The sequence below is a fragment of the Lachnotalea sp. AF33-28 genome, from assembly GCF_003477885.1.
Lineage (GTDB): Bacteria > Bacillota > Clostridia > Lachnospirales > Lachnospiraceae > AF33-28.
Window position 1 is genome coordinate 355,486 of record NZ_QUEE01000004.1, and the last position, 12,737, is coordinate 368,222.

Annotated in this window: 11 protein-coding genes and 1 CRISPR repeat array; of the genes, 4 read left to right on the plus strand and 7 right to left on the minus strand. The window is 48.7% G+C overall.

What is annotated here, in order from left to right; translation table 11 throughout:
* Nucleotides 1-16: 16 nt before the first annotated feature.
* Genes DWZ56_RS08260 through DWZ56_RS08275 form a run of 4 tightly spaced genes read right to left on the minus strand, consistent with a single transcriptional unit; the run spans nucleotide 17 to nucleotide 4,263 of the window.
* Nucleotides 17-442, minus strand: coding sequence for a YbaN family protein (locus tag DWZ56_RS08260; RefSeq protein WP_199679563.1), 426 nt, complete (start codon nucleotides 440-442; stop codon nucleotides 17-19).
* Nucleotides 443-475: 33 nt separating this feature from the next.
* Nucleotides 476-808 carry a nitrous oxide-stimulated promoter family protein gene (locus tag DWZ56_RS08265; RefSeq protein WP_118555888.1) on the minus strand — a complete coding sequence of 111 codons (333 nt, stop codon included), beginning with the start codon at nucleotides 806-808 and terminating at the stop codon, nucleotides 476-478.
* An 18-nt stretch (nucleotides 809-826) separates the two neighbouring features.
* Complete coding sequence (cydC, locus tag DWZ56_RS08270; protein WP_243095136.1) at nucleotides 827-2,527, minus strand: thiol reductant ABC exporter subunit CydC; 1,701 nt, start codon at nucleotides 2,525-2,527, stop codon at nucleotides 827-829.
* Nucleotides 2,527-4,263, minus strand: coding sequence for an ABC transporter ATP-binding protein/permease (locus DWZ56_RS08275; RefSeq protein ID WP_118555952.1), 1,737 nt, complete (start codon nucleotides 4,261-4,263; stop codon nucleotides 2,527-2,529). The genes cydC and DWZ56_RS08275 overlap by 1 nt, the downstream gene beginning before the upstream one ends.
* A 746-nt stretch (nucleotides 4,264-5,009) precedes the next feature.
* A CRISPR array of direct repeats spans nucleotides 5,010-5,912; the repeat unit is 33 nt; unit sequence GTCATCCGTTGCGAAACGGATGTGGATTGAAAT.
* 132 nt (nucleotides 5,913-6,044) lie between these two features.
* Here DWZ56_RS08275 and DWZ56_RS08280 point away from each other — a divergent pair.
* From DWZ56_RS08280 to DWZ56_RS08290, 3 genes are all read left to right on the plus strand, one after another.
* Entirely contained in the window at nucleotides 6,045-6,785 is a 741-nt protein-coding gene (locus DWZ56_RS08280; protein ID WP_118555890.1) for a hypothetical protein, read from the plus strand.
* A 153-nt stretch (nucleotides 6,786-6,938) separates the two neighbouring features.
* Nucleotides 6,939-7,271 (plus strand): cupin domain-containing protein, encoded by a 333-nt coding sequence (locus DWZ56_RS08285; protein WP_118555892.1) that lies wholly within the window; start codon nucleotides 6,939-6,941, stop codon nucleotides 7,269-7,271.
* A gap of 23 nt (nucleotides 7,272-7,294) precedes the next feature.
* A complete protein-coding gene (locus DWZ56_RS08290) occupies nucleotides 7,295-7,885 on the plus strand; it encodes a GNAT family N-acetyltransferase (protein ID WP_118555894.1) in 591 nt (196 codons plus the stop codon).
* Nucleotides 7,886-8,008: 123 nt separating this feature from the next.
* Here the strand turns inward: DWZ56_RS08290 and DWZ56_RS08295 are convergent, their stop codons facing one another.
* Both DWZ56_RS08295 and DWZ56_RS08300 read right to left on the minus strand, forming a co-directional pair.
* On the minus strand, nucleotides 8,009-8,269 hold the full coding sequence (locus DWZ56_RS08295; RefSeq protein WP_118555896.1) for a CD3324 family protein: 261 nt from the start codon (nucleotides 8,267-8,269) through the stop codon (nucleotides 8,009-8,011).
* A 29-nt stretch (nucleotides 8,270-8,298) separates the two neighbouring features.
* Entirely contained in the window at nucleotides 8,299-9,339 is a 1,041-nt protein-coding gene (locus tag DWZ56_RS08300) for a hypothetical protein (protein ID WP_118555898.1), read from the minus strand.
* A 415-nt stretch (nucleotides 9,340-9,754) separates the two neighbouring features.
* Here DWZ56_RS08300 and DWZ56_RS08305 point away from each other — a divergent pair, with 415 nt between their 5' ends.
* Nucleotides 9,755-10,723, plus strand: coding sequence for a Gfo/Idh/MocA family protein (locus DWZ56_RS08305; protein ID WP_118555900.1), 969 nt, complete (start codon nucleotides 9,755-9,757; stop codon nucleotides 10,721-10,723).
* Nucleotides 10,724-11,017: 294 nt separating this feature from the next.
* Here DWZ56_RS08305 and DWZ56_RS08310 read toward each other — a convergent pair whose 3' ends face one another.
* Nucleotides 11,018-12,319, minus strand: coding sequence for an IS110 family transposase (locus DWZ56_RS08310; RefSeq protein ID WP_118555902.1), 1,302 nt, complete (start codon nucleotides 12,317-12,319; stop codon nucleotides 11,018-11,020).
* Between the last annotated feature and the right edge of the window lie 418 nt (nucleotides 12,320-12,737).

The following is a 12,737-nucleotide window of genomic DNA, read 5'->3' on the forward strand; positions in this document are numbered from 1 at the left end:
CAGGATGGATGTAAATTTAGTCTTCCGGAGCGGGAACTCTTTTCTGCTGCTGCGCTGACTGCGGATTTGCATCTGCGGCGGATATTGTTTTTATGCCGAAGATGAAATAGAGCAGATGGAAGATCCAGACGGCGGACAGAATGATACGGCCCACAGGCACATGTTTCATCATGATAAAACCGACACTCATCGTCAATGTCACGATGAGCATGATGCGAAGCTTTGTCCTGCGGGTCATCCCCCGTCCCTGGACATAGGACTCCAGGTTGTTTTTATACAGCTTTGTTCCGATGAACCAGGAGTGGAGCCTTTCCGAGCTCTTGGCAAAGGAGAATGCGGCTAAAAGCAGGAAGGGGAATGCCGGCATCAGCGGGAGCACCGCTCCGATGGCGCCTAATACGAGACCGATGCAGCCAAGAATTATGAACAGCAATTTTTTCATGATGATTCCTCCGTTTCTTTTTGATCGAATATGTCAGCTGGTGGCTGATCCGGATACCGCCGTATACCAGATGTGGCGCATTGCGGTCAGCGGATGGTAAAGCATCATCCGCGGCCCTGAAAAGCGCATCACTTCCCGGATTTTTTCCCGCATCTCGGGCTTATAGCAGTGCACCTTACAGCTGGAACAGAACGTTTTAGACTCCATAAACGGGCAGCGCGCGCTGCGCTGCCTGGCGTATTCCTCCAGTTTTGCACAGGATTCGCACAGGCCGCAGCCGCAGCGGTGCTTTTTGCGGCAGTAGAGGGCGATCATCTGTGATACCATCTTCTGTTCCCATTCTCTTTTCTGTTCTGCAGTTTTCATCCGCTTTCCCTCCCTGATTCATTTCAGACTGTTTCCAAGCTCCTGCCGTGAGACGCGGTACACCTCATCGGCGATTTTCATGGTGGATGTCCGGTGGGAGACCAGCACCACGGTCTTGCCGCTCCGTTCCTCATGCAGAGATTTTAAGATCACAGCTTCATTCAGGCTGTCTAAATTGCTGGTGGGTTCATCCAGCAGTATAAACGGCGCGTCATGGAGAAATGCGCGGGCGAGCCCGATGCGCTGGCGTTCACCGCCGGAAAGAGTTTCACCCAGTTCGCCCACGGGCGTGTCATAGCCCTTGGGAAGTCCCATAATAAAGCTGTGCAGGGAAGCCTTTCTGCAGGCTGTGGCCACCTCTTCCCTGGATGCGTCCGGTTTTGCAATACGGATGTTATTCAGGATACTGTCATGGAAGAGATGCGTTTCCTGCGTGACAAAGCTCTGCATATTTCTTAGGTTGCCGGTATTGATCCGGTTTATATCGGTATCCGAGATTTCCAGGCGCCCCTTCTGCAGCGGCCAGAAACGCATCAGAAGCTTTAACAGAGTGGACTTGCCGCAACCGCTCGGTCCGGATATGCCGATCACGCGGCCTTGGGGAATATCCAGCGATATGTCCGAGAGAACGGGTATACTGCTTTCCTGACCGTAAGAGAACGTAACATTTTTAACGGCCGCTTTTGTGAACGCAATTTCCTTCTGCCCCACGATGTCGGGCGCGGCCGGCGTTTCATCCAGTATATCCAGCACCCGGCTGCCAGCGGCAAACGTATTCTGCAGCGTGCTTCCCAGTCCGGCCAGGGCGGATACGGGACCAAAGGAGCTCATCATGGCGATGAACGGGATCAGAACGCCGTCAAACCCAACGGCCTGCCTGCGGTAAAGCAGGGCAGCCGCGGCCAGCATCAGCAGATCAAACAGCAGAATCAGAGTGTTGGTCCCTGCCATATTGATTCCCGCATGGTGCTTCTGGCGGGCTTCGTATCCGGACAGCGCATCCGTGCGCTCATCCAGGCCGCGCAGCCGCTCGTTTCCCAGGTTATACTGCATGATTTCCCGCAGCCCGCGCAGGCTGTCCAGCATATATGCGCTCAGCGCGCCGGCCTGCGAGCGCAGGGCCATGCCGGTATTTTTGGATGCTTTTGATACCAGCAGTGGGACCGCGATGCCGATCACCACATATGCGGCGGCTGCGATGAGCCCCAGCAGAGGATGATAGCTGCCAATGAACAGCACCATAATCAGGCTGGTAAAGAAAGCGATCAGCACCGGTGAAATAGTGTGCGCATAAAAAACCTCTAAAAGCTCGATATCAGAGGTGATGACGGATATCAAATCCCCTTTGTCACGCCCTTCCAGTTTGGCAGGACACAGCCGGCGAAGCGCCTGAAATACCTTATCTCTGATCAGTGCGAGCAGTTTGAAGGCGATATAGTGGTTGCACGCCTGCTCCCCGTAACGCAGGAAACCGCGCAGCACAGCGCAGACACCGGCGGCCAGGAAGGCTGCTTTCATGGAAAGGACGGTGATGCCGGTGCCGGATGCGAGCCCCATGCTGTTTAGGAGGGCGGAGCCTCCCAGAACGGTGATGAAGATAGCGCATAGGAAGCCCAGGATGCCGAGGCTGACGGCCAGCATCATATAAAGCGCCAGCGGCTTTACGAGGCCTGAAAGCCGCCGCATGATATTGAAATTGCTCCTTGTCTTTGTGTTCATTATACCGCGTCCTCCCTGGTGAAATGTTCCAGAGCCTGCTGGCTCATCCAAAGCTTTTCGTAGACACCCTGCTGTTTCAGAAGCGTCCGGTGATTCCCTGATTCCACAACACGGCCCCGATCCATACAATAGATGAAGTCCGTTCCGGTCAGATTGGCGAGCCGGTGCGAGATCAGCAGGACGGTTTTGCTGCCGGCCAGTTCCTGGATCTGTGCCATAATATCATTTTCACTCTCCACATCGATGTTGGAAGTCGCCTCATCGAAGATATAAACAGGGCTGTCATGCAGCAGCGCCCGGGCAAACGCCAGTCTCTGGCACTGGCCGCCGGAAAGATTGGAGCCTTTTTCCGCTACCGCCGTATCCAGGCCCTGCTGCTCATGCAGAAACTGCGCCAGCCTGGCCCTCTCCAGAACGGCCCACATCTCATCTTCCCCGGCATCCGGACGGCCCATAGCCAGGTTGTCGCGGACCGTGCCTTTAAACAGGTAACTGTTATGGCCTACATAGGTGATATTGCGCGAAAGACTTTCCTGTGAGATCCCAGAGAGCGGCAATCCGCCGATGCTCACTTCGCCCTCATAGCCGCGGATGCGCCCGGAAAGAAGCGCCGCCAGCGTGGATTTGCCGCAGCCGCTCTCCCCGGCAATGCCGGTAAAGCTTCCGGCGGGAAATTCCATGGATACATCTTTTAAGATCGGACGGTCTTCCGTATAGGAAAACTGAATATGGCTGCAGGAGAGGGAAAAGCTGTTTCCCGTCAGTCTGTCCGTTTTGCAGTCGGGTTCCGGAAGATCCAGCAGATGAAATATCCTGTCACTAGCCGCCATGCCGTTCATGGCGATATGAAAGTAGCTGCCCAGCTGGCGCATCGGCAGGAAGAAATCTGCGGACAGCAGCAGTATGCTCAGGCAGCCGACAAACCCCACATGTCCCGCGTAAAACTGGCTGACTGCCAGGATGATGCCCAATGCAGCGCCGCCGTAGGCAACCAGGTCCATGATTGTGATGGAGTTTAACTGCATCGTTAGAACCTTCATCGTGATGCGGCGAAAATTTTCGGCCTCTTTGTTCATTTCTTCATTTTTGATTCCGTCGGACTGATAAATTTTCAGGGTCGTCAGGCCCTGGAGATTTTCCAGGAAGCTGTCTCCCAATGTGGTATACTGATCCCAGTAGCGCGAGAGCAGCTTTTTGGCAAACGTCTGTACTGCGGCGATGGCAGCGGGAATCAGTGGAACGCAGATCAGCAGAACCGCGGCCGAAGGCAGATTGAGGAACGCCAGCACCGCAAACAGCGTGACCGGAGCCAGCATGCTGTAGAAAAACTGCGGCAGATATGCTCCGAAATAGGTTTCCAGCTGATCCACCCCTTCCACAGCCATCTGCACGGTTTCTGCCGTGGAGAGCTGTTCTGTATAGGACGGCCCCAGGCAGAGCATCTTTTCGTAGATTTTGCGGCGGAGCACCTTTTTAACTGAGCGGGAGGAGAGATAACCTGCCCGGCTGGCCATATAGGAACAGAGAAAACGGACTGCGATGGAGAGGACTGTGGTCACTGAAAGACAGACTGCAGTCTGAGTAGTCAGCGCATTGTCCAGCAGCTTTTGCAGGAAGATGCTGACGGAAAAGATAATTGCGATATTGCAGATCAGGCTGCACCATTGGAACAGGACATTCCTGGCTATGTATTTCTTTGAATCGTTTACTGTGCGGATCAGCCGCTTGTTGATCATCATGAATGTTGACCTCCGGGATTTTAAGATGGTTAGAAATGGCTAACCTATTGGGCGAAAAATAGCCGATGGAATCGGCAGAATAGGTTAGAAGAAACTAACTCATTCAATTTACTATATTTAGAGCGGAATGTCAAGCGATGATTTAAATGTTACCGGGATATGCGTTACATAATGCTGTTCACAGCTGTCGCAAACGTCCCGCGCAGAGCGGAGCAGAGTAGTCCTCATAGGGACACACACTCGCTCCGTGAAATGCGCAGCAGCTCTCACCAATCGCCAGGTTGATGACCTGTGCGCACATCAGTGCGCTTCCTCGTACGGGCTTTGCGGGATCCCTAAGAGGACTATACTCTGCTCCGCTCTGCGCTGCTATATCGGCAATCATGAACAATAACGTCAACGATGACACGTATGCTTGAAAATATTACTGGATTATATCTGAAAAGCTGTTATAATAAACACGTAGATTGAATTTGAAATATTATTGAATCGGAACAGATAATGGATTTGTAAAACTATGATTGTGGTGCGGTGGACTGAGAAAAGCGGTTTGAAATGAGGCATATTTTTTAGTGCGAACCCCAAGTGAACATGAATTTCCTGGGAGGTTCGCACTTGAATTTGTTGTTAATTAGCGGTGAAAATGTTGTTCAGTTAATAAAAAAAGAAACGTAGAAGAATAAAATTGGGCAATGTGTATGTATTACAGAGCGGTAATGTATTAGTAAGTGTCACTTTTTGCTGTCATCCGTTGCGAAACGGATGTGGATTGAAATTGTCTGCGGAATGTAAGTAAGGCGAGTACCGATGTCATCCGTTGCGAAACGGATGTGGATTGAAATTGTTTCAGGTGGCGCATCATAGTTAGCAAGATCTGTCATCCGTTGCGAAACGGATGTGGATTGAAATTGGCACTGGTAACTATCCCGTTGATGCTTTAACTGTCATCCGTTGCGAAACGGATGTGGATTGAAATCATCCTCAAGTTGTTAATTGCTGCCTGCATATTGGTCATCCGTTGCGAAACGGATGTGGATTGAAATATCTTAATCGTACCCGGTACATCCTCTGTACAATGTCATCCGTTGCGAAACGGATGTGGATTGAAATGCGAATAGTTACAGATCCTTTAGGTTACACCCCAAGTCATCCGTTGCGAAACGGATGTGGATTGAAATCTTTTAATAAGTTACCTGCGCGAAACAGACTACGTCATCCGTTGCGAAACGGATGTGGATTGAAATCAGATCATGTGTTTTTGCGCTTCCAATTTATCGGCGTCATCCGTTGCGAAACGGATGTGGATTGAAATGCATGTACAGAGATATACGTGCTGCACCCAAAAGGTCATCCGTTGCGAAACGGATGTGGATTGAAATTAAATCTGTTGCTGGCAGCGCATTATCTCAAACAGTCATCCGTTGCGAAACGGATGTGGATTGAAATCCCTCATTGGCCGGGTGGTACATTGTCAGGAGTTGTCATCCGTTGCGAAACGGATGTGGATTGAAATGCGTTGTTGTTTAGCATAACATTTGCCACATAGGTCATCCGTTGCGAAACGGATGTGGATTGAAATATTTTTGATTTCCTCCGTTCTCTTAACTTCTGATGTCATCCGCTGCGAAACGGATGTGGATTGAAATTGAATCAATTCGTCTATATAGTTGTTTGCGCAGTCATCCGCTACAAAACAAATATGCATTGATATTTTTGCGGTTACGCGCAAATATAAGACAGATCGCGCCATACTATGTAAAAAACATATAGGAAAACATATGAAAAGTACTAACGAATCACTAAGAAAACGCGGAATGGCATCAGAGGGCGATATCGCTGCGCTGTCAGACCTGACATATGAAGATCTGGTTGCCGCTTTGCATGCGGCGGACTCATGCACGAGAAGTGCGGCGGCGTATTGTCTGCGTTCCCAGGCGGACCGGGCGGCTGACGAACTGCTCGGTCAGCTCGCCGGGGAGAAATGTCTGTATACCCGCATTGCTGTCTGCGAGTGTCTGGAAAAAGGGAGTATCGTAACGGCCGAAAAGATGATCGGCTGTCTTGGCCATATCGGCAATAATCAGTACAGAGTGCCGCCGGATAAGGTTTCGGCAAAAAAATCCTTTCCACTGCCAAGAGATATCATTGCCCGCAGCCTTGGCAGGATGGATATCTCTGTTTTTCCGGCGCTTCAAAGATGCCTTAAGGAAAGCAGCTGCAGGGAACAGATCAGCGAGCTTTTGGATGCGGTCGGATATATGGTGTTTTATCATCCAGAGCTGGCGGCCGCTGACAATCTCCAGCCGGTATTGGCATTAGAATCTCCGTATTCACAGGACCCTCTGATACTGTGGAAAATGATTCTGTGTCTGTCCGCCTTTCCATCCGCAGACGCAAAAACGGTACTTTTGAATTATGCCCAGGAACAATCGATATTGGGAATGGAAGCGCAGAGATCTTTAAAGATTCTGGCTATGCGAAAAGGTACTGTTTACGGCTGTCATACGCAGTTTTACTGACAGCCATGAACGCCATGAAAGTAACTGCGGCAATAAGAAAATATAAAATATGAGAGAACCGTCTTGCCGCATGTCCTGACCTGGTGTACAATAAAACCATATTTCTGAATTTAGAGCGTGAATTGGAAGACACTTTATCTCGGAGGAGTTTCTATGAAGGAAGAAAGAATAAACAATATGTGCGGCGGCGAAGGGTATGTGACAATCAAGCATTTGCTGTCCGATCATGAACAGTCATTAAATAAGAAGATCACTTTGTATGCGCAGGTAACAATCGAGCCGGGACATTCTCTGGGCTATCATGAACACCATGGAGAAAGTGAGATTTATTACATAATTTCCGGTAAAGGCGAGTACAGCGATGACGGAAGCCTGCGTCCGGTTTCTTCCGGAGATCTGACCTTCACTCCTGACGGCCACGGCCATGGAATGGCAAATTGCGGGGAAGAAAATCTGGTATTCACCGCGCTTATAGTGGCGGACTGAATAAGTTATGAAAGAGGTATGAGATGGATATTGAAATAGATATAACGAATACACAGCTGGAAACACAGCGGCTGATTCTGCGCCCCTGGAAAGAAAGCGATTTGTGTGATTTCTTTGAATACGCCTCTGTGGATGGAGTAGGAGAGATGGCGGGCTGGAAACACCACGAATCAGTAGAAGTTTCCAGGGAAATACTGCAGTCTTTTATGGCTGATAAAAACGTATTTGCTATCGTTTACAAAGAGAACAGCAAGGTGATCGGATCCCTGGGACTGCATACGTCATGGGCAAACGGTGATATGAACTATAATCATTTAAAGCTTAAGGAAATTGGCTATGTCCTTTCAAAATCCTACTGGGGACAGGGGCTGATGCCGGAGGCTGTGAACGGAGCGCTCCGTTTTTGCTTTGATACCGTCGGTTTGGATGCCGTAACCATCGGTCATTTTGCGTATAATAACCAATCCCGGCGCGTGATTGAAAAATGCGGTTTTGAATTTGTAAAACAATGTGAATATCATGTAAAGCAGCTGCAGAAGGATGTCATAGATATGCAGTACATTATGTCACGTGACCGCTGGAATTCATACCGTATTGCTGAAAGCAGGAGCTGAATAACAGATGGACGAAAGCGGCCTGCAGATGACCTGGCCGCACCGTTCATAGGGATAAAATAAGGGGTTGCCACACCTATGATTTTTCAATCACTGATGTGACAGCTCCTTATTTATTCCGTATCATCGGTATAATATTTTTCTGACAGTCTCATCTGAAAGACTGTATTCTTCGCAGATCTTTTCAATCGGTATCTTGAGGTGGAAATATTTATGTCTGATAGCCTCATTTCGCTGCTCGTAAAAGTGCAGCGCTCCTGTATCCTCTCCCCATTTCTTCCGCCTCTTGTCGGAAGGCACATAGAGGATTTCACCCGATGCGTATTTCTGCAGCTCCTTTAACAGATTGTCCGGTAAGATTTCCGAAGCGTTTCGATATTTCATCCGTCCTGCCTTCCTTTTCTAAGCATTTTCTAGTTCTCGGCTGATAAAAAGGCTTCGATGTTTTCATAGCGCCTGATTTGGACCCCGTTACTCTCGATTGTTGAAATGACCGTATTTTCCAATTCAGCGGCACGGCGGGAAAGCATTTCGAGATTATGCATATCATAGCAGCCGAGTAAATCCATTTCCCCAAGCATGAATTCGTCCCCTACGATATCCAGTTCGCTTTGCAGCTGGCATGCCTCATGAAACGCGGCATCGCTGTCACCGTTTCTGCAGAAAAAGTACAGACGGTTCCACCAGGTACGAAGTTCCTGATACCAGTCGGCCAGCCAGTGATAATCCGGCTTTTTCACAGAGTCCGCTTTTTCAGGCTTATAGCGGGCGATGAACTCCCGGGTCGAAGCGATGAGAAGATGGGAGATACTTTTTAATTCACTGGCTGTATGTGCGCCCAAAATCGCCTGGTAATATTCCACGAACCTTTCAGGAAGCTCTTTCCATTTCGAAATCTCTGTGATCAAACCCTCATGCCAGTCTTTGCGGTAGGTCTGATTCAGACAGGCGACGGATACGGTCAGGTAATAATGGATATATCCCGCTAACCCCCGAACACGGTAGAGACGTTCCTCAAACATCATCGTTTTGTACATGTTCATGGCCACATCCAGATTTTCCAGAGCCTTTCGGTAGATGAACTCCGGATTTTTAAGATTATCAAAAAGCTTTTGCCGCAGGGCCTCAAAATGCTCCACGTCCTCTTTGGACCGGGCATACAGGATCTTGGCATTGCCCAGACATGGAGTTGTGAGATCGTCCAAGTCTGCGGTGCGTTCGGTCCGTTCCCATGAACGCGGGTAGAGATCGTTGCCAACGTTGCCGATGATGAAGGTCTGCGCCAGTTCATTGCCGCGCGGGGTAGACGGTATGAAGTAGTCAAAGGGTTCTCCGTGACCGTCCCCCCCTATGGATGCGCCTTCTACGGCAACAAGCAGCGCGATGTCATCGATGTATTCTGTTTTAATTTTATGGATTACCCATTCTGTGAGCTGTTTTGAATCTTTATTCATATAACCCCATCCTTTCTGATTTTACCTTTCCTGCGGCCGCTTGATGTTCTTAAGATGCATTTAGTATACCGCTTTCGGTGTATCGGTGGCAATGCCGACATTTATTATAATAATTTAGTAACTTAAGTTGTTACCGTTCAATGCTGCTGTAAACCGCCCGCGTATGGCAGATCACAGTATGGTCCTCACCGGAATACACTCTCACTCCGTGAAGCGCGCAGCGGTTCTAACGCTGCAAACTGCGCAGCGAAATAACCGGCGGCCAATGGATCCGCTGTGCCTTGCTGATTCTACCGGTTGGCAGTATAATACTTATAACAGCGGGCGCATTACATCAGCAGATCGTTTATACTTTAAGCCGGTATTTTATTTGAAACCATTTTATTAAAAAGGTTTAAGAAAGAGGGGATTGGATATGAGATTTGGTGTCATTGGTTTTGGAAATATCGCCAGAAAATTCGTGCAGAGCATCACGTATACCTCCAGTGGAAGCATCTGTGCCATTGCATCCCATTCGGCAGCGGCGGATGATTTGTATCTGAAGGAGCATCCGCAGGTCAGGCTCTATCGGGACTATGAAGAGCTGCTCTGCGACCCACAGGTGGAAGCGGTCTATATCGCGCTTCCCCATCTCGATCACAGGGAGTGGATCATAAAAGCGATGGAACGGGGTATCCCCGTTTTATGCGAAAAACCCATGGTCCTGGAAACCGGCGAGATGGAGGAGATCTTAGAAACAGCCGCGAGGCATCCGGTGTACTGCCTAGAAGCGATGAAGACAAAGTTTAACGCCGGGTGGCAGCAGCTTAAAGGGGATCTTAAGAAGCTGGGACAGATCTTTCAGATTGAGGCCAATTTCTGCTATGACTCTTATCGGAATTATGAGCCGTCTTCCTATATCTATGATAAGCGCCAGGGAGGCGCTTTAAACGATGTGGGAAGCTACCCCATCGCCTTTGTGGTGTCCCTGCTGGATGAAAATGCGGTGAGTGTAACCGGAGAGATACATAAAAAGGATGGCATAGAGCAGTATTTTCTGGCGGAATTGATGTTTGAAAGCGGTGTCAAAGGAGTGGTGGAGGGCGCCATTGACCGCGATAAAGAACGGACAGCCATCATCACCGGAGAGCTGGGCAGAATAGAGGTTCCCATGTTTAACAGGATACAGCAATATCGGATCATCTTCAATGACGGAACCGTGACCGATCTAAGCTTCCCGATCGCAGGCGACGATATGACGATGGAAATACAGGCTTTTATCGATGATGTGGAGAAGGGCAGAACACAGAGCAAGATCCACAGCCTGAAAGATACCGGAACCATTGTGGAAATCTGCAGGCGCATCAGAGAAAATGCAGAGATTTATGAAGACAGCTGTCATTAAAGGTCCGCCATTCAGGGTTCGCTCCGCCTATTAATACGTCAAAACTTCAGGGTGCTGTCAGTAAAATATCCGTGTTTTTGATGTTGTATTCTGCTCCTGTCCCATGTAATCTATAGTCTATAGCAGCATGTAAAGAGGAAGCACGCTGAGGCGTGCGCAGGTCATCAACCGTACGGCTGGTGACATAGCATTCTGGTGATATGTCAAGAGTTTTTTGAAAAAGATTTTGATATGTTTTTCAGAAAAAAGGGTAACTTTAATAGACCCTCGGCGGAAATTCCCAAAAACCGAATGTCAGTTCTGACCGGTATGTAATTCGGTGTCCAGCTTTTCACCGGTGTACAGTTGATTTTTGACCAGCAATCCAAAAACGAGTCGTACAAATTTACGAGATGTAAGCGCGAGTGCTCTCTTGTGCTGATGCTTTGAAACCTCAGCATATTTTTTGGCATAGTAATCCGCGTATTCGGGCACATACCTTCTGACGCTGTTAGCAGCTTCTCCCAGATAATAGCGGAGATACAGATTCCCAGCTTTTGAGACCTGATTGTCTTCGGAAGTAAAATCGCCGGAATCGTTTTTAAGCCAGTATAAACCTGCATACTTGGCAAGGGCATCGGATGAGTGGAATGCGCTTATGTCACCTATTTCAGACAGCATACCGGATGCCCATATCGGTCCAATGCCGGGAATGGACTTCAGGATAAGGAATGCATTAGGGTTCATCCCATTGATGCACTTTTCAATTGCCTGCTCTATCAGTTTTATTTCCTTTTGATAGGCCTGGATGCAGTTGAATGAACTTGCAAGCGAGACATTCAGCGGTTCATACATGCATTTATCCAAACGATACGAGTCTCTTGCGGCTTTGCGCAGAAGCTCGGACGTCCTGGATATGTCAGAGATACGGTTTCTGCTTTTTTCAGCAAGGAATGCCAGGAGTTCTTCCTCTGAAAGGTCGATGATTTCCTGGGGTGATAAAAACTCCGTCAGCACGGCGGAAGACGTAGCGCCATAAATGTTACCGAATGGTCTGTCATCACCATCGAGGAGCTGCAGCTCACTGAATTTCAGATACAGGTTCGAGACCATGTACGTCTTCTCCCTGGCAATACATTCCGAAAGGTGCATGCGATGCCTGGTAAGGCGCTTGAGGGCAATGAACTGGCTTCCGCGCCAGGGTTCAAGCTTCTTTGTCCTGCCTACCCTGGCAAAGTCGGCAATGAGGAAAGCGTCCGCCGGATCCGTCTTTTCCATTCCTATATAGGACTTGCGGTAATTGGCTGTAGTCTTTGGGTTGACAACGAACACATAGGGCTTGTACGGCATAAGCGTTTCGCAGGTGGAAAGAAAATTTGCGATATGGACGCTGTAAACAGATGTAGACTCCAGACAGACGATGACCGTATCAAGGTTTTTATGGTTCTGCATGCATTCGGCGATCATACTGGCAAGTTCATCAGCGCCAGGCTGGTTATTGCCAAATGATGACGAGATGTATTTGTTCTCTTCAAAATCCATAGCATAGACCACATTGGATTTTGAACTTACATCAATACCTACAAACAAGGTGGACATATAGTTGATCTTTAACATGATATCACTTCCTTTCCGATCTGGATTTGTGGAGCCTGAAGCAAAAGGTTTATCCTGTGCTGCATATGGTGACCGAAGCCTCGCGCAATGAGCATGCACCCAGCCAGCTTTTCTTGCTGGAGCTTCGACTGGGGATGAAAATTCTGTGTCAGCGGAATGTGCCATATGTGCCAGGCTGAATGCTAAAAAAGCAGTCACGGACAAAGCCGGCTGAAAGGAGGTAAAGCAGTGCCTTCGGACATCAGACTCTGCCTGATATCATAACACAGGATTAACCATATAAAAAGTAACTGTTGACCGTATGGATGGGATTCAGGATGAGGGGAGTTCCTCTTAGATGTCCTTACCATCTATACCCATAAAAAGAATAAGTTCATAAGCGATATTTCTTGCTTACAAACTTATTATACGAGGAGGT

Coding starts and splice junctions, on each gene's coding strand:
- DWZ56_RS08260 (WP_199679563.1), bottom strand. CDS start 442: ATGAAAAAATTGCTGTTCATAATTCTTGGCTGCATCGGTCTCGTATTA.
- DWZ56_RS08265 (WP_118555888.1), bottom strand. CDS start 808: ATGAAAACTGCAGAACAGAAAAGAGAATGGGAACAGAAGATGGTATCA.
- cydC (WP_243095136.1), bottom strand. CDS start 2,527: ATGAACACAAAGACAAGGAGCAATTTCAATATCATGCGGCGGCTTTCA.
- DWZ56_RS08275 (WP_118555952.1), bottom strand. CDS start 4,263: ATGATCAACAAGCGGCTGATCCGCACAGTAAACGATTCAAAGAAATAC.
- DWZ56_RS08280 (WP_118555890.1), top strand. CDS start 6,045: ATGAAAAGTACTAACGAATCACTAAGAAAACGCGGAATGGCATCAGAG.
- DWZ56_RS08285 (WP_118555892.1), top strand. CDS start 6,939: ATGAAGGAAGAAAGAATAAACAATATGTGCGGCGGCGAAGGGTATGTG.
- DWZ56_RS08290 (WP_118555894.1), top strand. CDS start 7,295: ATGGATATTGAAATAGATATAACGAATACACAGCTGGAAACACAGCGG.
- DWZ56_RS08295 (WP_118555896.1), bottom strand. CDS start 8,269: ATGAAATATCGAAACGCTTCGGAAATCTTACCGGACAATCTGTTAAAG.
- DWZ56_RS08300 (WP_118555898.1), bottom strand. CDS start 9,339: ATGAATAAAGATTCAAAACAGCTCACAGAATGGGTAATCCATAAAATT.
- DWZ56_RS08305 (WP_118555900.1), top strand. CDS start 9,755: ATGAGATTTGGTGTCATTGGTTTTGGAAATATCGCCAGAAAATTCGTG.
- DWZ56_RS08310 (WP_118555902.1), bottom strand. CDS start 12,319: ATGTTAAAGATCAACTATATGTCCACCTTGTTTGTAGGTATTGATGTA.